Origin of the sequence: Shewanella psychropiezotolerans (genome assembly GCF_007197555.1) — a bacterium.
Lineage (GTDB): Bacteria > Pseudomonadota > Gammaproteobacteria > Enterobacterales > Shewanellaceae > Shewanella > Shewanella psychropiezotolerans.
The window spans coordinates 6,199,947-6,222,558 of the sequence record NZ_CP041614.1 but is presented as its reverse complement, the minus strand read 5'-3'; the positions used below and the strand labels follow the sequence as shown (position 1 = coordinate 6,222,558).

Here is a 22,612-nt window from a genome sequence, read left to right as displayed (position 1 = left end):
AGCTTTGAACAGGCTAAATGGTTTGAAAGAGAACAAAAACGCAGCCATTGGCTGCGTTTTTTATTGATGATGGCCTAGGTTCTAGAATGGCATGGTGAAACCGATTGTGGCTGTGCGGCCCATTCCCTTAAAGTAGCGGGTGTCTTTACCTACTGTCTGAGAATAGTAAGTGTAGTAATCTTCATTTAACAGGTTTTGAATGCCTATGCTCAGGGTGCCCTTGTACACTGGAATCGCAACAGATGCATCCACGGTAGTGTAGCCATCGAATCTCGAATAGATCTCATTACTGGCATCTTTGAAGTCTTTGTCCATAAAGAAATTCGCCTGAACCCGAGTCGAGATATCGTTGTCGAAGTTATGAGTCCAGAACAAGTTGATGCGATTAGGTGAGATATTCGCGCCGTCCAGGTCGGTATCGACACTCTGATCGTCGTTTGAATCATACTCGCCATTTTGAATCGCGATATTAACGCCGACGTCATCATTGTCACCGATATAGGCGGTGATATTAGATTCTATGCCTTCGATAATACTCTTCTCGCGTTTAACCACGAATGAGCCGCTGCCATCCTCTTTCTCTACCATACGACTGCCGTAGTCGGTCGATGAGCGATAAAAGGCGATCTTGGCGATGAAATGTTCTCCCTGATAGTCTGCACCAAACTCTATGTTGTCTGTGACTATCGGTGTTAGGGCGAGTGAGTCATCGATACTCGGATTTTCATCCGGGAAGCTATCGCCGTCACGTAGGACACGGCCGATATCCGGCATGCCGAAGCCCTGGTTGAAGCTAGTGTAGAGTCGAATCGATGGGTTTATCTGGTATGAAGCGCCTATATTAAACAGGGTCTCATTGAAGTCAGGTGAGCCTCCCTCAATCTCTTTGTCGCCATAGCCATACATGGTCTTATAGTCATCGACCTTGAGTTTGGCATATTCGTAACGCACACCACCTGATAGGGTCAGGTTTTCGATAAGGTCATAATCAAGCTGAGCAAAGGGCGCGATATTTTCGTAGGTGCTTTCAGGAACCCAAGAGGCGCCGCTAACCAGCATATCCTGCTCTGTGGTATCCCTGAATATATCTATACCGTACGCTAGATTCATGCCTGAGTCGGCGATGTTGTTGGCGATCATTGAGGCTTTCATGCCCCACTTAACAGACTTGTTGCGGGACTGCTCATAATAGAGAGATTCACCATTAGCGCCGGTGCCGCAGACGGTGACTTGATCGCTGCCTTCCATGCTAGGGTCGTAAAAGTCAGACCAACAACCACCACCGTATACGGCTTCGAAATTTTGATTGAAAAATTGCAAGTGGAGCTGCTGACCAGCAATATTTTCATGGGTGTAGGTCAGGCTAGTGGTGGTCACTTGATTGTTGGCTGCTTCCCAAGGTTGCTCTTGCTTGATGGCACCAGTGGGAATATCGTTTTCTTTGTCACCGGTCACGGCCATATAGTCGCCGTTGTTTTCCATATTATAGTGATTAACCATCAGCTCCAGACGAGACTCATCGAAGTTATGCCCTAGCTTGATGAAGAAGTCGGCACTCTGACTGTCCATGGACTCGCCTTGGGTGGTGTCGACGCCGATCATCTGATCGTTCGCATCGTAATAGACGCCATTGTTGCGATAGCTGACAGAGCCTATCATATCTAACTGGTCTGACTCACCGGAGAAGGAGTAACTGGTGCCGAAGCTGATGCCATCTGATTCTAAATTATTTGGCACTGTGACATCGAAACTCACTTGATGCTCATTGTTGCCGGTAGGCTTCTTAGTTATATAGTTGATGATGCCACCCTGTGCACCTAGGCCATGCATGGCATTGGCGCCATGGATGATTTCGATACGTTCTATCATGGCGGGATCGATAGTTTGGCCCGAACGACCACCACTACGAAGCGGGTTAGATTGAGGCACTCCATCTATCATGATCAGTGGCGGACGGCCCCTCAGGGTTTCACCTGTATTACTCATCTTCTGACGACTGGGAGAGAAGCTAGGGGCCAAGTTACCGATAATTGTCGATAGATCTTTAGTGGTTCTGAACTGCTGCTCCAACTGCTCTCTGTCGATAATGGTGACCGTATTCGGAATGGCACTGACTGGCTTGCCCATACGGCTGGAGGTCACTGTAATGACTTCTATATCGGATTCTTCTGCTGTCACAAGATTTGGTGTTATTGCGCTGGCAATAGATAGCGCTATCAATGATGTTGTAAACTTCATGCTTAGTCATCCCGGTAAAAACTAGATAACACTATTTAAGCGAAGGATTTTATTATTAGACGCTAAGTGTAAATCTATTGTAAATGATAATGATTTGTATTGCTCGTTAGTGTAGAGGCTGGTTTTCTTGCTGTCTATCCGTGTGCCGATTATTAATCGAAAAAGGTGAGAGTTGTGATTTACATCTCTGATAATGCTGAATTAAGTCGTTAGTTGTAGTGGTTTTGTAAATGTTTTCTTGGGGGAGGTGTTGTTGGTTTGAACTGGTTTGGGTATATAATACCAAACCTTGATAATAGGCTGGGCTGTAAAAAGATGAACCGGACAAAAAAGATAACTCTGAATTTCAAGAAAAAAGCGAAAAAGGCCAATGCTAAATCGTACTCAAGCAATAAGCCGAAATATATATCCAAAGCCGAGCGAGATCGTTTAGCTGAGAAAGAATCAACTGAAACCGATATAGAGCAGGGTGCAGATATAGGGTCTAAACCAGTTTTCTAGACCCGATATTCTAGTCCCCTATTAACCTAAACTTCCCTTTTGAGCTTAATGTCAGCTCAGAAATCTTAAGATTTTTTTGTTCAATCGTGTTTAAAATGTTCAAATTAGGCATAACATACGCTCAGCCCCATTAACACTCGGGGGAAATCATACTCAAGATGCATGATTTTTGCATTTTTCTTCAATAAACTTCTCTTTTTCAGTATTCACTAATGTCCCATATAAGGTGATCTGTGGCACAATGTGCCGCTTCTAATCTCATCTGCGAGAATTAATCTGATTATTCATCGCAGACAGAATAGTGGGCATAGTTTTCGTTACCTATCCCCCTTATTTGCATCACTACCAAGTTTTGTATTGAGGTCGTAATGAAAGTTTTGTTCATCCCAAAAGGAGTTTCATGAATACAGTTTATTCTATAGGCGAACTTGAGTCGTTTTTAGTGGCGATTTTAGTGCTTTTTATCGGGCACTCAGTTAATCGCCATGTCGCTTTCTTTAGAAAGTACAATATTCCTGAGCCTATTGTCGGCGGCCTTATCGTCGCAACTATCATCACTGTCTTACATTTCAACAATATCTCGTTGGAATTTACCCTGTCGATGCAAAATACCTTGATGCTGATGTTTTTCAGTACCGTTGGACTGGCAGCGAGTTATAAATTGCTGCTTAAAGGTGGCAGTAAGGTGTTTATCTTCTTGGGGATCGCCTCTCTCTATATCGTTATTCAGAATGCCGTCGGCGTGAGTATGGCTGCCGCCTTGGGCTTAGAGCCCCTGATGGGCTTGATAGCCGGTTCCATTACACTTTCGGGTGGCCATGGCACTGGTGCTGCTTGGGCACAAACCTTCTCTGAAGACTATGGCATTAATACCCTAGAGTTTGCTATGGCTGCTGCGACCTTTGGTTTGGTCATGGGCGGGATCATAGGTGGTCCAGTGGCCCAGAGGCTGATTAACAAAAATAATCTTGTTTCCTCATATGGTGTCGGTGGTAATCACCATAAAGATCACCCCGATCTAGTGACTTATGATCAGTTAGAAGAGGATAGGGTTACCGCTAAGAGTATTCTTGAGGTCCTGTTTATCCTGCTGTTTTGTGTGGCCGGGGCTAAGTGGATAGGCACTCTGGTGGCGACAATGGATATTAGTTGGCTAAAAATGCCTGACTTTGTCTACGCCCTGTTCATCGGTGTGGTGATCACTAACATCACTGAGGTATCTCGCGGCTATAAGATTAACAGTGAATGCGTCGATATCTTAGGTACGGTCTCACTGTCATTGTTTCTGGCTATGGCACTGATGAATCTTAAGCTATGGGAGATATTCGATCTGGCGATTCCCCTGCTGATCATCCTTATGGTGCAGACCGTGATTTTGGCTCTATTTGCCTATTTCGTGACTTTTCGCCTGATGGGCAGCAATTACGACGCCGCGGTAATGGCGGGTGGTCATTGTGGTTTCGGCATGGGGGCGACGCCTACTGCCGTGATGAATATGGGAGCTCTAGTGACCAGAACGGGTCCATCACCTCAAGCCTTTATGGTGGTTCCTATTGTTGGCGCCTTCTTCATCGATATCGTTAATGCGATTATCTTGCAGGGCTATATAAGCTTCATCGTTTAAGGTTACCGATACCTAACTCCCTTGTTTGAGGGAGTTTATCTTTTTAGATTCATCTTTCTCTGCACTTTCAGTTTATCTTCCTCATTTCACCATGCCAGCTCAATCGACCACTGCCGTTAGCCTTCAATTCCTTATGTTTTTATTTATTCTGTTTAAAAATAAAATCATGCAATCAAAATTATCTGCTATTCGTTATAGGGGTGAACACTTCACTTTCTATAAAGGACTGAACTAGATGAAATCTTCAAATAAAGCGCTTGGTTTAACTGTGGCAGGTATTTTGGCCGCCGGTCTTTCCGTCGGTGCCAATGCGGTACCGGATCAACCTACCGAATGGGAGAAATGTGCTGGTATTGCCAAAGCTGGTGCCAATGATTGTGGTGCACTGGATGGCAGCCATGGCTGTGCGGGCCAGTCTAAGGCGGACAACTTACCCAATGAATGGGTGTATGTACCTTCCGGCACCTGTGACAAGATCACTGGCGGTGAAGTTAAAGCAGTCAAGCCGGCTAAATCTTAATGAGTCGGGGAGTCTGAGTGGCGCCGGCATTGGCCTGCGTCTCCCCCATGTGCAGCAGATCTTGGCTGCCGATGAGACCGATATTCCCTGGCTCGAGGTGCTGGTTGATAACTGGCTCGTCGAGGGAGGGCTAAATAAGCATATGCTGGAGGCTATAGCAGAGCGCTATCCAATAGTTCTGCATAGCGTCGGTCTGTCTCTTGGCGGCCCTGCACCAATCGATTTTAGCTATCTGCAGCAAGTTAAAGCTTTAAAGCAGCAGACCGGAGCCCTCTGGTATTCAGAGCATGCCAGCTTCTCGGGTAATGCTAACCTCAAGGTTCCAGATCTTCTTCCTTTGCCCTATACCCAAGAAGCCGTTGAGCACCTTAGTCGGCGTATTATTCAGGTGCAGGATTTTATGGGTGAAAGAATTCTGCTGGAAAACGTGTCTACCTATGTGAGTTGTCAATTTAATGAGATGACTGAGGGGGAGTTTATTGCCGCGGTAGCCCAAGAAGCCGATTGTTACTTGCTGCTGGATATCAATAATGCCTTTGTCACCAGCAAAAACCTTAATCAGGATATGCAGGCATTTATGGATGTGATTCCGGTAGAGCGAGTCAAGCAGATACATCTTGCGGGTTTTCATGACAAGGGAGACTACCTGCTCGATGCCCATAATCATCCTGTGGATGAAAGAGTGTGGCAGGCTTTTAAACAATTCATTGCCCAAAATGGCCATATTCCCAGTATGATCGAATGGGACAGTGATTTACCTCCTCTCGAGAGGCTGTTAGCCGAACGGTTGATCGCGGCAGAAATTTTAGATGCAGCTCTTGTTACTGAGCCAGAGTTGTCGAATAGAGGAGGAAAGCGATGCGCCTAGCTCAGTGGCAAGAGTCCTTCATCAACGCCTTGAGACAAGGGGGAAGTGATAAGGGACTATTGTCCTTAGTCGATCCAGTTCTGGCGAGTCGACTGGATGTGTATCGTAACAACTCATTACAGGCGCTAACCGCAGCGCTATCGATCTCCTTTCCCATCTGCCAACAATTAGTCGGCGAGGTCTGTTTCTCTCGGCTCGCGCGGGACTACATTCAAACCCACCCCATGCTAGACAGTAACTTGAACTGCTATGGTGAAGCTTTTCCTCTGTTTTTGCATGGGATCACAGCAAGGCGGCCAGAATTTGAAAAGGTGCGATATTTGGCTGAGGTCGCTAGGCTGGAGTGGTCATTACAGCTTAGCTACTACGCCGCAGATAATCTTGACTGCCAGCTGATAGTTCAAATGGCGGAGTTGGCCGAGGAGCAACATCAAGATGTCGTTATGCAGCTCAGGCCGGATATCTTTATTCTGGAGTCTAGTTTCCCACTTTATGAGATCTGGCTAGCTCATCAGCATGAGCCTTCATCAATAGATAACTCAGATACCGAATATTTTCTGAGTGTATCTCGAGACCCGTTTAAACCTCAGGTTAATCTCCTATCTGAGCAAGACTTTAGGCTTCTGGATGCCATCGCTTGTGGTGAGAGCCTAGGAGAGATGACACAGAGAGGACTCGATATGAGTAGCTTGCCACAATGGATAGCCAGAGGCTGGGTGTGTGGATTTATCGTACGGGAATGGGTGTAAATGCTGACTCGAGAGCAGCTGCAAGGCCTATATAGGTACAGCTTCTGTTTGACTGCCGATCGTGGACGCGCCGAAGACCTGTTACAGACCTCCTTGGAAAAATGGCTCAGATGCGGCAAAGTGCCCGAGTATTCCCATGCCTATATCCGCAAGATTATTCGGAATCAGTTTGTCGATGAGTGTCGACGCCTGAATCGGATCGCCTTCGAGCCCATCGATGAGCATGGGCCAGTCCTCTTAGATGAGACTTCGTTAGAGTCACTGCATATCCAACATCGACTTATCGAGCAAGTATTTGAATTATTAAATGCCGCGGAGAGAGAGGTGCTCTATCTATGGGCCATAGACGGTTATACTGCCGCCGAGATCGGCGAGGCGCTTGATCAGCCAAGGGGCACTGTCTTGTCCAGATTACATAGAATAAAACAGAAAGTTGCCGAAGTTAGCCTAAGTCGTGGCTGGCTTAAAGAGGCATCATCATGAGTAACTTAGGCTCAGGAAGTATGGACGTTTGCTTCAAACAAGCGGCGAAGTCGTATATTGAGCAGGAATCACTCGATGATGAGCAGCTAGCTAAGTTTGAGCTGCTGCTTGCCGGGCACCTCGAAGAACAGAGCACAAGAAACCTTGAACAAACAGGTGCCTTAAGGGCCGGCCATCATTCGAGTAAGCCGGCATATATCAGTGAACAGCTTCAGGAATATGGGTCAACAAGGAGTCACCTAAAAGCCAATAGAGGAAAATATTCCTTATTAGCCCTCACGGCGAGTCTGGTCTTGGTATTTATGCTGAGTGTGAATTTTTATCCTGGCTCCCGGTATATTAGCTGGAAGATCGCCGACGAAGTTGCCATGAACCATATCAAGATGAAGCCTATGGAACTGAAATCGGATCGATTGGCTCCCCTGCGTGATTATTTTACCCAACTCGATTTCTCTGTTGTGCGCTCCGAACTGTTTGCTAAGAAAAATTACACCATGTTAGGTGGGCGCTACTGCTCGATTCAAGGGGTTACGGCAGCGCAGATCCGTTATCGAACGGATAAAGGGCAGAAGGTCACTTTGTATGAGGTCGCCTATGATCCTAAGCTCTATGGTGATATACCTAAAATAGAGCAAGGAGAAGCGCCACTATCGATAGATGTTAAGGGGGTCAGTGTCTCACTTTGGGTCGAAAAAGGCTTGCTGATGGCCGAAGCCAAGAACCTTGATTAAAGCGGGAAAAACTTAGTTTCCAGTGCCTGCCAGCTTTTCTCGTCGCTACAATCTGGAACGTGTTGCAGCATGTAGTTCATGTCACCTGTGTGTCTTAACAGGCTGAGCATCATCATGTGTTGCTGTAAGCGGGTATCTCGTTTGCCTTGATAACCGTAACCATCGAGATAGGCGTGGAATATTCTGGGCTCACCCAGGGCGAGTAGTAATGCTGGTGAGGTAAATTCAAACACAGGATCAGGGCAGGCTAGGGCATCACCAAAATCTATGATCCCGGTGAATCGATACCGCCCCTCGTGCTTGTTAACCAATAAGTTACCCGGATGCAGATCTGTATGTATCAGGTGTGCATCGGATTTATTAAGGCTGGTAGCCAATTTATCTGTATGCCGGGCAAGGTAGGCATTTAACTCTTCAAGTAAAGGCTCTGGCAGGCCTTGTCTCTTACGTTTCTCATGGCATTTATCGATTTGTAATCGGATAAAGTCTGGCCAATCCAGCCTTAAGCCTTCGATGCTTTGCTCGGGGAGCCGATGTAACTGTTTACTGAAGTGACCCAGCTCCAGTGCGATATCGCATCGTTCCTCGACAGAAAGCTCTGTGAGTACAGATGAGAGCATGACGCCATCTAGCTTCTCTATCACCAGGTAGAGCCAATTGTCGACATCCCCGAAGTAAAACAGCTTAGGTACCTTGACCCCCAATCTGTGCTGGTTGAGTAACTTGAGGCTCAGGTATTCGCTCTGATACTGTACATGAAAGTTAGGCGCTAAAAGTTTAACGATAAAGGATTTATTAGCCTTATCTAAGTCTCCGGCACTCGAAGTTTGAGTCAACTCGAAGACAGGGTTAGTGCCTTCGAAGTTTTGACTCATATGGATAGCATTTATGCCATGCCTGATACAGATAGTGTCGAGAACGGGGCGCCAATCATCTAAAATCCAGTTATCGCTGATATCACAAGCCAACTCATAGGAGGGATCTCTTGGTAATCTCGGCATCTGGTCTGATGGTCCTTTTTATTCGAGTGAATATTAACTCGTTGGCTTAGTCTGTTTATGATCACGCCTGAATAGCTTCCACTCATCTAGGGCTTCGCCACTTGGCAAGGTACAAATGCTTGTAGATAATTCTAGTTTTCCATCTAGAGATTCGCAATAGACAGAGGCTGGATTGGCGATACCTATCTGAGGCTTAGTCTGTTTGTGATCACGCTTTAGAAGCTCCCACTGATCCAGGGCTTCGCCATTTGGCAGAGTACAGACACCAGTAGGAAGATCTAACTTTCCATCGACAGATTCGCAATAGACAGAGGCTGGATTGGCGATACCTATTTGAGGCTTAGTCTGCTGATGATCACGCTTGAATAGCTCCCAATGTTCTATAGCTTCGCCGCTTGGCAAGGTACAGACACCCGTAGGAAGATCTAGCTTTCCCTGAAGAAACTCACAATAAGCGGCGGCTGGATTCTCTGAGGCGGGGTTGGCTAGTGCAACCACTGTGTCGACGGCAGTTACTACCACCTTGTCTGTGAATGCCTGGGTTTCTTCTGCTGTGGCTGGTTTATCTTGATTGCAGGCACTAAGCATTAGGGCGCTGGCAATAAGCAGGGTAATTGAGGCTGGTTTAATCATATCCTTCGATTCTCCGTTGAAGAGCTGAATTACTAATTTATGCTGTTAGTAACGAGTCATATCCATAAAAGGGTTAATTTTCTGCTTGTTTTGGGGGGATTAATTCATTCAATACAGAAAATAGCCATCAGTTTTATGGATTTACTTTAACCCAGAAGTGAGTTAATCGACAAGGATACGGAATATCATAAAGAAGCTGTGAATATGGCTGCAGTTTTTCTTGATTCTGGTGAGAGGCTCGGGAGCTTGAATGTCTTTTTATAAATGCTCGTGTATAAAAGGCTTTGTAAGAGTCGGCTCTGAGGTATTAGCGTGAGTGCTAATACCTCTAAGTAGGCCTATGTATCTGGGCTATTACTATTTTATTATCCAGTAAGCAGGTCACATCTGGGTATCTTGTTTGAACATGGCTGCCATTAATTGATACTGGCTAGATAGGTTGTCAGTACGGGTCAGTCCATTTTCATCGCTCACCTGAATTACAGGGTTTTTAATGAAATCTCGCGCTTCATTCTGTGTCATCAGTTCGGGTAGTGTCACTGTGTACTTGACTCCTTCCTGTGCCGCTACATTCAAAAATAGTGGCTTAGACTTGACTAGTGCACCCGAGTCGTCGGCGTTGAAGGCGAAGTCTTCGATATATCTGAGTTTTATCAGGTTCTGGCCTTGGGCTAATTTGAACTCCTGGGCATTAGCAACTTTAATTCCGTTAATCTCAGATACTTGCATACTGCTTGGCATTGAGAGGCTCGCGGCAAACGCCGAAGTTGAAGAGATTGCGATCACGGCAGATAAGATAGTTTTAGTCAGTAAGTTCATAGTTAACTCCAGATATTATTCGTAAGCTTTCAGTTAGTAGCGACTGGGTTGTTAACCCGTTGAAAGCAGAATAATGTCTCCCTCTAGGGGAAGGTCAAAGAGTTTTTTCATTTTTTTTAGATTAAATTTTTAGTGCCTGCTAGAACCTAGAACTATTCAAGCTTAGCCACAGATCTCACAGTTTACCTGTTTACCTAGTTTCATCTCGCGGAACTCCATGGTCATGGCATCTATCATTAATATGCGTCCCAGCAGAGGCTTACCCATCTTAGTGATCACCTTGATGGCCTCGACTGCCTGCAGGCAACCTATCATACCGACGACGGGGGCGAGTATGCCAGATTCGACACAGGTGAGATGCTGCTCACCGAAGAGCTTGCTAAAGCAGTGATAGCAGGGATGCTCATCCTGATAATCGAATACCGTCACTGTGCCTTCCATGCGAATAGCGGCGGCGGAAACGAGTGGAACCTTATGCCTGAAGCAGCTGCTATTGAGTTGTTCACGTACCGCCACGTTATCTGTGCAGTCCAATACCAAGCCATGTTGAGCAACTAGCTTGTCTATCTCGGTATCGTCCAGCACAGCATCGATGATATCTATCTGAATATGAGGGTTGAGTCCATTTAGGGTTTCTCTGGCTGACTCGACCTTAGCTTGACCGATATTCTTGTCTTGATGTAGCACTTGCCTCTGCAGGTTGGATAACTCGACGGTATCGAAATCGACCAAAGTCATGTGCCCCACACCAGCTACCGCAAGATATTGGCTGGCGGCGCAGCCCAGGCCTCCGGCACCGATAATCAGCATCTTAGCGAGTTTGAGCTTCTCCTGGCCTTCGAAATCCATCGCCTTGATAGAGATCTGGCGACTGTATCTAAGCATCTCACTGTCAGACAAGATCTCATCGTTATTGGGTGTCGAACTCATATCTGTTTTCCTGATGCTTGTCTTGGTTAGAAATAGGCTAGGGATCAGCTAGCCATGTCATCGTTTAAGCTAACTGCTAGCAATCGCTTAATTAGCAAAGGACTGAATTGAAAGGCTCAACCGTAACGATCGTACCGTCTGAGGTATCGCCTTGCTCTTGGCTAAGTATGACGAAGCAGTTCGCTAAGCTCATGGAGGTGAGCATGCCTGAGCCTTGGCCCCCAGTTAAGCTGACTTCGAATTCACCCTTATCATCTTGGCTTAAGATGCCGCGCTGATATTCTACACGTCCAGGATATTTACGCAGATCTCCCTTCAATGTGGCCTTTAGTTGTAGTGGCTTGGTCTGGGGGAGTCCCTGCATCTTGATGAGCAGAGGCCATACTAGCTTGTAGAAGGTCACCATGGAGGATACCGGATTACCTGGCAGGCCACAGAAGACGGCTTTACCTAGCTTACCGAAGGCGAAGGGCTTACCTGGTTTGATGGCCAGCTTCCAAAACGTGATTTCACCCACTTCATCGAGTACTTGTTTAGTATAATCGGCATCTCCTACGGAGACTCCACCCGAGGTGAGCACCATATCGGCATTGGCTGAGGCATTTCTGAATGCTTCACGTATCGCTTCGGGATCGTCTTTAACCACGCCCATATCGATCCATTCGACGTTGGCTCGGCTGAGTAGCCCACGAATGCTGTATCGGTTCGAGTCATAGATCTGGCCTGGGGCCAACTCTGTTCCTACGGGTCTAAGTTCATCTCCGGTAGAGAAGAAGGCGACTTTTACCTGGCGTGTCACACGTATTTGGTTGGTGCCTATGGTGGCTAGCACGCCGAGTTCGGCGGCGCCAATCAGAGTGCCGCTGACTAATACCTTGCCACCTGTTGTAACTTCTTCGCCACGATAGCGCACGTTGGCTCCTATGGCTTTAGGGGACTCGATAAAGATAGCCATCTCCTTCGCTTCGACCTTCTCATGCATCTGCACGGTATCGTAGCCCACGGGCAGAGGTGCACCTGTCATGATGCGAATGCAGGTATTAGGTTTCGCTTCTCCCTCGAATGGATGGCCTGCGAAGGACTGCCCAATTAAATTTAGGCTCTCATTGTTGGCAAGATCTTCGAAGCGAAAGGCGTAACCGTCCATGGACGAGTTATTGAAGGGAGGCAGGTCTATGCTAGATGCTAAGTCTTCGGCCAATACTCGTCCTAGCCCTTGGGAAAGTTGCACGACTTCTGAGTCTTCCAGTGGATTCACTTGCTCGAGTAGTAGTGCAATCGCTTTATCTGGATGCATGAGGCTAGGTTGAGAGCATGGATCGGCTTTAGTGGGCATCTGGCTACCTTATGAGGAATTTATAATTTCACGTAAAAATACGCGACATTAGTAAAAGCGAAAGTTAGCGGACATTATGCCACGCTGATATCAGAAGACTATGATCTCAACGTCAGTTTTTCATTCGTGTTTTTATAATGTGAAATTGAGACAGTGGAAGATGGCATTAAGTTGCTAGTTCCTAGTTCCTAGTTCCTAGAACCTAGATTTCTAGGAACTTATCTCAAGTTGCCGTAGCAAGTTTACTTCCGGGGATAGCCTGTTGCTTCACCTGTTGTCCATCTTGTAATGTCTCCGCGCCACGGATCACCACAGTGTCACTATCGGTTAGCTCGCCGTTGACCGCTATCCACTCGCCTTCTCCATCGCCTAGCTCTACCGGGATCTTCACTGCCTTGTTGTCTGCATTTATTTTAAATACATAGGCCCCTGTTGAGCGCAGTATAATTGCATCTCTAGGTACCAGAGTCGTCAGCTGTTTAGGGGCTATAGGTAAGGCCAGAGAGACCAGCTCGCCGACACTGAAGGCATCTTGCATCTCTATGGGGAGGTCGATGCGAGCCTCGAAGGTTTGAGAACGAATATCAGATACCGGGATCAGGCTGCGAATATTGGCGTGAAACTCGCCTTCGCGGTGATAAATATTGAGTTCATCACCAATCTTTACCCGGCGGCTATGCTTGAGAGGGGCATGTAGGCGGATCTCTAAGTTATCGGGATCTGTGATGGAGACAATCGATACCGAGCGACTAATATCTTCGCCCGCTTGATGCTTACGTTCTGTGATGATACCGGAGAAGGGGGCTCTTACCTCGGTCCGTTTAAGGTCATCCATTATCATCTTGAGCTTGATCTGCTCTAGCTTAAGATTTGCCCTTGCGAGATCTCTATCGGATCTCGCTTTATCCAGCTCAGTTTCCGAGGCGTTCTTACTGGTGATTAGTTTCTCTAAACGTTGTAATTCGCGATCTAATCGAGTGAGTCCAACGCGTTCATATTCTATTTGAGCCTGCTGTTGTTCTCTTTGTAGGGATAAGCGGGTCTTCTCCAGTCTTGCAACCACTTCTCCTGCAATAACATGTGTGCCTGCTTCCTGTACCCATTCGAGTTTACCGTCGATCCCCGCAGTCAGCTCTGAGTTGCTACGGGAATGAACTGAGCCAATCACCATGATTTTCGGCGAGAGCGCGCGGTTTTCTACCTGAACCACGCTCACCAGACGGGCTTTCTCCTCCGCTTTCTGGCTAGCCTGTTCTTCGGCAAGCAAGCTATAGGGGGCCAGTAATGAAATAGATAGGCTGAGGTAGAGGCTGGCTTGGATAAAAGGTTTCATCACTTAGCTCCGGAGTTAGATTCTGTAACGGGCGAAAATGAGTCCGTGGCGTGGGCTCGCTGTGTAGGGGAGTGGCTGATTCTCAAGAGGCTAGGTATGAGTATCAGGGTAAACAGGGCGCTGAATGTCATACCACCCACAATAACGGCGGCCAATCCTCGGTAGATCTCGCTCCCGACGCCGGGTACTAACATGAGAGGCAGCATGCCGAAGATTGACGTTAGGGTACTCATATATACCGGACGGGCTCGGGTCGCGACAGCTTGATAGATAGCATTGTCGATATTGAGGCCTTCTCGAGTGCCTTGACGGGTCTGATCCACTAACAAGATGGCGTTGTTAACCACCAGTCCCAGTAAGATGATGAAACCTATCATGGTCAGTAGATCTAGGCTCTGAAAGCTCACCAAATTCAGTAATCTCAGGCTGACGACGCCACCGCAAATGGCTAAGGGCATAGATAGCAAGACCAGCAGGCTGTCTTTGGCAGACTTAAACATGGCCGCCATCAAGAGGAACAAGATAAGTACGGCCAGCAGGAAGTTAGCGCCCATCTCCTTGATGGTGCTGTCGAGTTTATCGGCACTGCCACGGAACTTAAGCGAGCTATTTTCTGGTAATGTCGCCTTAAGAGCTGGGACTGCCTTGTCATTGATAATTTCCAGGGCCTCGTCCAATGACATATCTGCTGGTGGGAAAATCAGTAGGCTCACACTACGTTTGCCGTTGACTCTTTGTAGCTGAGTCGGACCTACGGTACGCTTGATGGTCGCGAGTTCACCTATGGTTTGAATACCAGCGGCTTGAGTGTAAACCGGCGTCGCCGCTAACTGTTCCGGGTATTGCCACTTAGGTCCCTTGAGCAGAACATCCATGCGCTCATTTCCATCGAAATATTCGCCGATAAACAGTCCGGAAGTATAGGCTCGAACGGCATTGGCTATCTGGCTCCTGTCGACACCAGCCTGTGCCAGGCGGCGCTCGTTGGGGATAAGCTGTAACTCAGGCTGGGCCATGGATAGGCCTGGAATGGGCCGAACCACTGAGCCAGGAAGAGCCTTTGTGATCAAATCCATTCCTTTAGCGGCCGAATCCATTAAGGCCTCCATGTCCGGTCCCTGAAGGTCAATATTGATTGCCCGGCCACCGTTAAAACCAAACTGAAGTAGTGAGCCTCGGTTGGTGAAGGCCTGTGTATCTGGCAAGCCTATCAAGATCTCTTCGTTGAGCAGTTGGATCATCTGATCGGCTTCCGATGGATCTTCCGGATAGATAAACAATACGTTGAATGCCGCATACATAGAGAAGTTATAGCCCTTGATATAGGGGGCCTTCTCTTTATCATAATAGGGTTTGAGTCTCTCTATGATGACTTCACCCACCTCTTTTTCCAAGGTTTTCACGTTAGCTCCGGGCGGCAGAGAGAAGAAGGCAAAAATGCCATCTGAGCGAGCCTGAGGCAGAAAGTCGGGTCTGGGCATCAAGGCGAAAGTTAATATGCCACTGCCCATTATGAGTAGGGCGCACCAGCTGGCTGCACGTTTCTTATCACCTGTGAGTCTACGTATTAGTTGGGTGAGCTTATGCCATAAATCAGGCTTATCCCTGTCGGCTAGGGTCTTCTTGGGCAACTTGAGCCATAGTAGGCTAAATACGGGAATTAAGGTGATGGCACTGATAAAGGAGGAAACCACTGCAACCGAGAGGGTCAGGGCTAAGTCGGAGAATAGTTGGCCTTCTACACCCGGCATAAACAATATAGGAAGGAAGATGGCAACAGTCGTGACAGTTGATGCCATTAAGGCGCCTCGTACTTGCTCTGTTCCTTTGGCTATCGCATCTGTTAATGTCTCGCCTTTTTGCAACAGACGGACGATGTTTTCCTGCACTATGATAGCTGCATCGAGTACCAGACCTACGGCGAAGGCTAATCCGGCCAGGGAGATCACGTTTAGGGTGCGGCCCATGGCCTCCAGAGAGAAAAATGCGATAAGCAGAGCGACAGGAATGGTGGATGCGATCATCAAGGTCGCTCTAAAGCTGCGTAGGAAGGCGAACAATATGATCAGAGCCAGCAAGACGCCTATGGCTAAGTTACCTTTTACCAGTAAGATGGCGCGCTTGATATGCACAGAGGCATCGAAAGAGAGATCCATGACCAGGCCGGCGTCTTTTAATTCTCCTTCATTAAGCTCGGCAATGGCTTTGTTGACCCCATCCAGTACGGTCACAGTATTGGCGTCGAAGGTGCCTTGCAGGGTCATGTAATAAGCCGGATAGCCATTACGTTTGGTAAATCCTTGTACCTCGGCCGTCGACACACTGACATCGGCAAGTTCATTGAGGTAAACGGGTCGCCCTTCGTTGTACGTCACTATCAGCTTGCCTAGGTTTTCAGGAGTATATTGACCTAAAAATCTCACCGTATATTGACGTCGTCCAACATTGGCCGTGCCCCCGAGATATTGGTAGCGCGGGATAGGGTGCTGCGAAGTTGATCTAAGGTGATGCCGAGCGCCGCGGCGCGATAGGGATCGAACAGGATATGCAGCTCTTTTGGTTGCCTGCTCTGTAACTGCACGGATCCAACTCCGATGATCTGTCTCAGTCTGGGCTCTACCACATCATCTATCAACTTCTGATACTTGCCAAAATCTGTGTCCGGATTATCCGGGGCCATACGAATGAGTAAGGAGGCCAGGTTAGGTGCACCACGACCACCACCGACATTGATGAAAGGTTCGTTAGCATCCAACGGACGCGGAGGCGTCTGATTAAGGGCGTTGATCACATTGATCATCGCCTCTTGCATATTATTTCCGACTTCGAATGTCAGTGAGACGGCACCAAATCCTTGAGAAATATTGGAAGTCATCTCGACAACGCCAGGGACTTGTCTTAAGACATTCTCCTGGGGCTCTATGATGTTAGATTCCATCTCCTGGGGAGCGGCTGAGCGCCAGTTGTTATACACAGATATCTGTGGACGCTGGATATCGGGCAATAGTTGTATGGGTAACTTAGCGATGGCGAGTATGCCGAAGATCGCTATTAATAGCAGGGTTACTAAGGTCCCTGCCGGATTATGGGTGCTTATTCGAGTCAGATTCATTGTTTTTCCTGCCACGCTGAGAGTCGTTGGGAATGACTCTTCTCCAGTGGTGGTCATATTCTTATCGTCCATGATATTAAGAGTTTAATGTTAACAGGTCTGTGTGATTTGGTTAGCAAATGTTGCGGAGGTACTTGTTGTTATTTTGTGGTAGATCTCTTAATGATAACGATTTGTATTTGATAAACAATGGCTTAAGTAAATTTGGTTGCAGTTTCTTATTTTTTTCACGATAATGCTCAGCTATAAATAGCTACCCAGATATGCGTCGTGAGGAATAAAATGCTGGCACAAACAATGATTGATCAACTGAACGCTCAGATAAATGTCGAGTTTTTCTCGTCTAACTTATACCTGCAGATGAGTGCTTGGTGCGATGATAAAGGCTTCGAAGGGGCGGCTAAGTTTATGCGTGCTCATGCCGATGAGGAGATGCAGCATATGCATCGTCTATTTACTTATGTGAGTGAAACCGGTGGTTTACCTCTGCTTGGCTCGATAGATGCGCCTCAGTCTGATTTTACTTCGCTGTTGGCCTTATTCGAATACACCTACGAGCATGAGCAGATGATCACATCTAAAATCAATGCATTGGCCCATGCCGCATTTACTAATCAAGATTATTCGACGTTCAACTTCCTGCAGTGGTATGTCTCTGAGCAGCATGAAGAGGAGAAGTTGTTTAAATCTATCGTCGATAAGATCCGTCTGGTGGGAGAGGATGGCAAGGCGCTGTTCTTTGTCGATAAAGATCTCGCCCAGATGGCTGCCCAAGAGTCGGCTAGCGTGATGGCTGGGTCTGCCGCTTAATCTAGGTTTAAAAAAGCAATAGGAGCCTTGATGGCTCCTTTTTATTTTATGAGCATGAAATGGCTATCGATAGAGCTTGCTGGTGGAGGTATGATTCTAGTTCTTGCGCCGGTAAAGGATGGGAAAATAGATAGCCTTGGCCGAAATCACAACCCAGAGCTTGTAACATCTGCCACTGAGCATGGGTCTCTATTCCCTCGGCGACTAACTTGAGTTCCAGACTCTGCCCCATCATGACTATGGCCTTGATCAGCTTGGCATCAGACTCTCTCTCCAGCATGTTGTCGATAAAACTCTTATCTATCTTAATGACTGCGATGGGGAATCGCTTCAGGTAGCTGAGTGAAGAGTAGCCAGTACCGAAGTCATCGATATAGATATCCAGGCCGAGTGAGCGGATCGACTCCAGTGCTGCCATGCATTGTTCGGTATCATCCATCAACATGGACTCGGTTATCTCTATGTGCAGATACTGAGGCTCGATGTTGTTCTTCTGCAATAGGGCTTTGAGTAGACATTTAAAACTGGTTTTATTATGGCCGAGCAGTTGTCTGCCAGACACATTGATCGCCATACTTATCTTGAACCCTAATCTGTGCCAATGCGCTAGATCGGTTAATGCCTGCTGTAATACCCATTCCCCTATAGGTTCTATTAGTCCGGTTTCTTCGGCGATAGGGATAAACTTATCCGGAGATATCATGCCGAACTTTGGGTCTTGCCAACGAATGAGCGCCTCGACACCTGTTATTTTTCGGTCGTCCAGATTCACTATGGGTTGATAGTGCAAGCAGAATTCTTGTCGAATGACGGCTTGCCTCAGGCGTTGTTCGAGTTGGATGCGCTCGAGCATGTGCGTATTCATCTCAGGCGAGTAATAACGGTAGTTATTGCGGCCATCATTTTTTGCCTGGTACATGGCTGTTTCTGCATTTCGTGTCAGTAGCTCTTCATTGTCACCATCTTCCGGAAACAGGCTGATGCCGATACTGGCGGAGATCATCAATTCATCTCCTTTGACTCCAAACGGAGATGCGAGGTGAGTAATCACCTTATTGGCAATCTCTTGTACCTGATGCTGATGTCGGACTCGCGGCAAGATGATGATGAATTCATCGCCACCGAGGCGAGCGACAAAATCATGCTTATTCACCAGGGATTTAAGCCTGGAAGCCACTTGTTTCAATAGTTCGTTACCGACCGCATGACCGTAAATATCATTGGTATATTTGAAACGGTCGAGATCGATAAACAGGATCGCCACTTGGCGATTATTCTCTTGAGCCATTATCATCTCTTGCTGTACTTTGATTGTGTACAGAGAGCGATTAGGCAGCTTGGTGAGCAGGTCGTAATGGGTTTTATACCAGATATCTTGTTCGTACTTTTTACGATTACTGATATCGAGGAAGAGTCCGATATGTTGAACGATCTGTCCCGCATCATTCTTAACGACAGTGATGGCTAAATATTCCGGATAGATTTCTCCATTCTTGCGTTTGTTCCAAATCTCACCTTCCCATTTCCCTTCACTCTGTAGCGACCGCCACATCTCGTCATAGAAGTGTCTGGTTTGCTGCTTCGAATTTAAGACTGATGGACTCTTTCCTTTAACATCTTGTAGGCTATAACCGGTTATCTGAGTAAAGGCTGGATTAACCAGTTCGATATGGTTGTCTGCATCTGTGACCACGATTCCCTCGGAGGAGTACTCGAATACGGCTGCGGCCAAGTTGAGTTGCCGATTGGCCTTGCATCTCTCTTCCAGCATTAAGTTAAGCGAGTGAGACAGTTGGGCTATCTCATCCTTGCCTCTCACGGGGACCTTAAGTTCAAGGCTAGGGTCCAGGGTCATCTTCTGCATATCCTTAGCAATTAAGGAGATGCTATCGACAAGATTGCTGAGCATGCTTCGGCCTATGATAACCAGTAAGATTAAGTTGATCAGAGCCGCTACTATTCCTAGTGTTAAGTAGCTGAGGGATGCTGTTTGCTGTTGATAACCGAGCCTGGCAATCTTATCTGTCAGCTTATTACTGAGGCTGTGGAGTTTCTCTATGGGAGCGCTGGTAATTTCCCACCAAAATAGACTGTCGATCTCGGGGGCTTGATATTGGAGACTCGCCAGTGATTCGATCATAAGCTTATTGTCTACGCGGACTAAGCTGTCTTGTTCCTTTATGCTTAAACCTTGCAACTTGAGTCGCTGCAGCTTATCTATCTGATGATGATAGTTATCTATGGCTTCATCTATGTTAATGATGGCAGCTAGCTTCATTTGCGACAGACCGTCTAAATTTTTTAACTTGGTGAGTTTAAATTTAAGCTGGTTAATATTGCGATTAAAGCTGGCTAAGTATCTCTGCTCTCCCCTTAATAGGTAATTCTTAAAGTCATGTATCAAGCCGCCGTAACCTAATAGCCTGCTGATCTTATAGGCCTGTTCGACAATATGGACCTGAGACTCTAACTGGATTCTGACTCGAAGGACCTGTTGGGTGGAACTGCTGGCGAGTATTTCCCTGATCAGTAGCTTGTTTGGGGTGTCGGTAGTTAGAAGGGCTTGGGTGATAGCTTGAGTCAGCTGATGCTCGATACTCTTGACCATGATAAAGGCTTTAGAGTCCAGATATTGAGCCGATAGCATGCCGTTCATTAAGCCACGTTCTTTTGCTGCCGTTTCCTGAATGGCGAGAACGTTGAGCAGGTCGACGTATGCTTTAGCTTGCTGGGCATTCTCTGTTTGTATCTGTAGCTGAGAAAGCAGCACTAATAGCTGGTGGTTGTATTCTGAGTAAAATCGGAATGCCTCATTCTTTTGCTGTTGATCGACACCCAAACGTACAGTGGCCATCTCATGACCACTCGTCTTGATGACTTGCAGATTTTCTCTCAATATTTGACTCTGGCTGTGGTCGGTTTCCAGAGTTTGTACAAAGGCTTCCAGAGCCGGACTCTTGAGTAATTTATGCAGTTGAGTGTCTGTCCGCTTCCTTTGCCGATTTAAATCAGTTAGATACTTATCTCCATGGCTACTGACATAGCCTGCAGAAAGGCCTCTTTCTCTCTGTAATTCCAAGATGAGTTGACTGACTTCACGACTGACTTCGATGGAGAGTGTATTTCTTTGAGCTTCGTGATACCGGTCAAGCAGGTGTAACATGCCTATCGAGCCAAATAGGGCGAGTAGTAGCATAGGTATTGAGGCAAACAAGATGAGTTTTTGTTTTAGGCTTAACCTGTTTAATACCGATGGCATCTGTCTGCTCCATGCAAAATTCTCGGCATTTATCTCTATATGAGCGCCGCTGAAACCTGTTGATTCGAAAAGAGGTGAGAATAAATATCATAGCTAACTAGGGCTGTCACACATATTTCATGAAATTCTAATCTAGGTCACGAAATAAATTATTAGTGTCAAAAAGTCGACTAACGTATTATTTTTGTTAGGATTATGTTTTTACTGAATTAGACAAAGGTTTTTAATGAGGGGGTTTTGTTCGGTGAAAATCGGGATGAAGAAAATTAACCTTAAAAATTATAAGGTTAATTCGTTAGTTAAAGGCCTGTCGAGTTAATGTCAGGTCGAGCTAAACAAAAAGCACAATAATATATTTTTGTTTAGCCCGATACGCAAATGATACAGAGTTGAATCTAGCTTGCCTTCGCCATCAGCGCGTGACGGAATTCAACAATATCTTCGATGGTGAGTACTGGCAGATCGTGCTTCGCGCCAAATTGAATGATCTCAGAGAGTCTGGCCATGGTGCCATCCGGGTTGGTTATTTCACACAGTACACCAGCGGGCTTCAATCCTGCCAATTGCATGAGATCTATGGTGCCTTCGGTATGACCACGACGGGTCATTACTCCCCCAGGCTGAGCACGTAGCGGATATACATGTCCAGGGCGTGCCAAATCACCTGCGACTGCGTTATCGGCGGTGGCTGCCTTGATGGTGGTGACGCGATCTGCGGCTGAAACACCTGTGGTGACGCCTACCTTAGCCTCGATACTGACCGTGAAGGCGGTACCGTACTGGCTGGAGTTGTCTTCGACCATAGGTGGCAAGTCTAGATGCTTGACCCGCTCGTCGGTTAAACATAGACAGACTATGCCGCTGCCTTCACGAATAAGCAGTGCCATCTGTTCATTGGTTAGCATTTCTGCCGAATAGATCAGGTCGCCTTCGTTTTCTCTGTCTTCATCATCGACGACGAGAACGCCTCGGCCTTGTTTAAGTGCTTCTAGTGCGACTTCGACGCGCTCAATTGCTGTGCCGAAAGGGGATAGTAGTGACTGATTCATGGGTTAAATCCTTAATAAACAACATTGGGTTTTCCAGAATCAGGGCGTGCAGAAAATGACACCACATTGACAAGCAATGGGGGGCTTAAGCTGAACCGAGTAAGCACAGTGCCAGATACCGATGAAGGTATGTCTGTGGGGCTTCTCGTTACATCTTTACATTCTCTCTCATCCGGACTCAGACTCGCTACTTAAGCTGAAGGCTGTTAGTAGAAAGTTCATTACCGTCGGCTCTGGAATGTTTTACGTGGGGTAAAAGGCACCAGATCTGCTGACCCCAGGCAGCTTATATTTATTAATATGAGCTTGCTTGGGCGCTCGCGGGCTTAAGACTTGAGTGAGATGATTAAATCGAATCAAGTACTATCACCGCCGGTGGGGAGTTACACCCCGCCCTGAGAATTTACTCGTACATCATCTTAGGTATAGGTCCGAGTAATCGAGTCCTATACCAGTAAGATTTAGCTGTTGAGCGCCAGTATGGTGCGCTTCTTTTAAGCAAATGACAAGAGCAGGGAATAGGGGCTTGCTCTTTACCTGAGGTGGTATCCTCTTTAGACTCTTATCTAGAGTGCCAAATGAGTCATCAATTACCAAGGATGTGTAAGATGCCTAG

17 protein-coding genes, 1 pseudogene and 1 riboswitch are annotated in these 22,612 nt (G+C 46.9%); of the genes and pseudogenes, 8 read left to right on the top strand and 10 right to left on the bottom strand.

Annotated elements, in window-relative coordinates:
* Positions 1-81: 81 nt before the first annotated feature.
* A complete protein-coding gene (locus FM037_RS27240; RefSeq protein WP_144048568.1) occupies positions 82-2,238 on the bottom strand; it encodes a TonB-dependent receptor in 2,157 nt (718 codons plus the stop codon).
* A gap of 315 nt (positions 2,239-2,553) precedes the next feature.
* On the opposite strand from FM037_RS27240, the gene FM037_RS27235 reads away from it, so the two are divergent.
* The 7 genes from FM037_RS27235 to FM037_RS27205 all read left to right on the top strand — a co-directional run bounded on the left by FM037_RS27235 (position 2,554) and on the right by FM037_RS27205 (position 7,714).
* On the top strand, positions 2,554-2,739 hold the full coding sequence (locus FM037_RS27235; protein WP_144049160.1) for a DUF2986 domain-containing protein: 186 nt from the start codon (positions 2,554-2,556) through the stop codon (positions 2,737-2,739).
* 400 nt (positions 2,740-3,139) lie between these two features.
* Positions 3,140-4,363 carry a sodium/glutamate symporter gene (gltS, locus tag FM037_RS27230; protein ID WP_144048567.1) on the top strand — a complete coding sequence of 408 codons (1,224 nt, stop codon included), beginning with the start codon at positions 3,140-3,142 and terminating at the stop codon, positions 4,361-4,363.
* A gap of 235 nt (positions 4,364-4,598) precedes the next feature.
* Positions 4,599-4,883: a BufA1 family periplasmic bufferin-type metallophore gene (locus FM037_RS27225; RefSeq protein ID WP_144048566.1), complete on the top strand. Its 285-nt coding sequence runs from the start codon at positions 4,599-4,601 to the stop codon at positions 4,881-4,883.
* The gene (gene bufB, locus FM037_RS27220) at positions 4,849-5,751 is read left to right on the top strand and encodes an MNIO family bufferin maturase (protein ID WP_144048565.1); all 903 of its coding nucleotides are present in this window, start codon (positions 4,849-4,851) and stop codon (positions 5,749-5,751) included. Before FM037_RS27225 ends, bufB begins: the two co-directional genes overlap by 35 nt.
* Positions 5,742-6,500, top strand: a complete 759-nt coding sequence (locus FM037_RS27215) for an HvfC/BufC family peptide modification chaperone (protein WP_144048564.1) — start codon at positions 5,742-5,744, stop codon at positions 6,498-6,500. The genes bufB and FM037_RS27215 overlap by 10 nt, the downstream gene beginning before the upstream one ends.
* Positions 6,501-6,983 (top strand): RNA polymerase sigma factor, encoded by a 483-nt coding sequence (locus tag FM037_RS27210; RefSeq protein WP_185976921.1) that lies wholly within the window; start codon positions 6,501-6,503, stop codon positions 6,981-6,983. It begins immediately after the preceding gene.
* Positions 6,980-7,714 carry a hypothetical protein gene (locus tag FM037_RS27205; RefSeq protein WP_144048563.1) on the top strand — a complete coding sequence of 245 codons (735 nt, stop codon included), beginning with the start codon at positions 6,980-6,982 and terminating at the stop codon, positions 7,712-7,714. Before FM037_RS27210 ends, FM037_RS27205 begins: the two co-directional genes overlap by 4 nt.
* On the opposite strand, the gene FM037_RS27200 is transcribed toward FM037_RS27205, so the two are convergent.
* The 7 genes and pseudogenes from FM037_RS27200 to FM037_RS27170 all read right to left on the bottom strand — a co-directional run bounded on the left by FM037_RS27200 (position 7,711) and on the right by FM037_RS27170 (position 16,878).
* Positions 7,711-8,715, bottom strand: coding sequence for a phosphotransferase family protein (locus tag FM037_RS27200; RefSeq protein ID WP_144048562.1), 1,005 nt, complete (start codon positions 8,713-8,715; stop codon positions 7,711-7,713). The two genes, FM037_RS27205 and FM037_RS27200, sit on opposite strands and share 4 nt — an antisense overlap.
* Positions 8,716-8,748: 33 nt before the next feature.
* A complete protein-coding gene (locus tag FM037_RS27195) occupies positions 8,749-9,348 on the bottom strand; it encodes a putative hemolysin (RefSeq protein WP_144048561.1) in 600 nt (199 codons plus the stop codon).
* Positions 9,349-9,729: 381 nt separating this feature from the next.
* A complete protein-coding gene (locus tag FM037_RS27190; RefSeq protein WP_144048560.1) occupies positions 9,730-10,167 on the bottom strand; it encodes a DUF2057 family protein in 438 nt (145 codons plus the stop codon).
* A gap of 162 nt (positions 10,168-10,329) precedes the next feature.
* On the bottom strand, positions 10,330-11,097 hold the full coding sequence (moeB, locus tag FM037_RS27185) for a molybdopterin-synthase adenylyltransferase MoeB (protein ID WP_144048559.1): 768 nt from the start codon (positions 11,095-11,097) through the stop codon (positions 10,330-10,332).
* Between the two features lie 91 nt (positions 11,098-11,188).
* Positions 11,189-12,433: a molybdopterin molybdotransferase MoeA gene (gene moeA / locus FM037_RS27180; RefSeq protein ID WP_144048558.1), complete on the bottom strand. Its 1,245-nt coding sequence runs from the start codon at positions 12,431-12,433 to the stop codon at positions 11,189-11,191.
* Between the two features lie 223 nt (positions 12,434-12,656).
* A complete protein-coding gene (locus FM037_RS27175) occupies positions 12,657-13,766 on the bottom strand; it encodes an efflux RND transporter periplasmic adaptor subunit (RefSeq protein ID WP_144048557.1) in 1,110 nt (369 codons plus the stop codon).
* A pseudogene (locus tag FM037_RS27170) lies at positions 13,766-16,878 on the bottom strand (efflux RND transporter permease subunit). The gene FM037_RS27175 and the pseudogene FM037_RS27170 overlap by 1 nt, the downstream one beginning before the upstream one ends.
* A 282-nt stretch (positions 16,879-17,160) precedes the next feature.
* On the opposite strand from FM037_RS27170, the gene ftnA reads away from it, so the two are divergent.
* Positions 17,161-17,688 (top strand): non-heme ferritin, encoded by a 528-nt coding sequence (gene ftnA, locus FM037_RS27165; protein ID WP_144048556.1) that lies wholly within the window; start codon positions 17,161-17,163, stop codon positions 17,686-17,688.
* A gap of 46 nt (positions 17,689-17,734) precedes the next feature.
* Here the strand turns inward: ftnA and FM037_RS27160 are convergent, their stop codons facing one another.
* Together FM037_RS27160 and ribB are read right to left on the bottom strand one after the other, a co-directional pair.
* Complete coding sequence (locus FM037_RS27160; protein ID WP_144048555.1) at positions 17,735-20,947, bottom strand: EAL domain-containing protein; 3,213 nt, start codon at positions 20,945-20,947, stop codon at positions 17,735-17,737.
* A gap of 395 nt (positions 20,948-21,342) precedes the next feature.
* Positions 21,343-21,996 (bottom strand): 3,4-dihydroxy-2-butanone-4-phosphate synthase, encoded by a 654-nt coding sequence (ribB, locus tag FM037_RS27155; RefSeq protein ID WP_144048554.1) that lies wholly within the window; start codon positions 21,994-21,996, stop codon positions 21,343-21,345.
* Between the two features lie 156 nt (positions 21,997-22,152).
* Positions 22,153-22,403, bottom strand: a riboswitch (FMN riboswitch).
* Between the last annotated feature and the right edge of the window lie 209 nt (positions 22,404-22,612).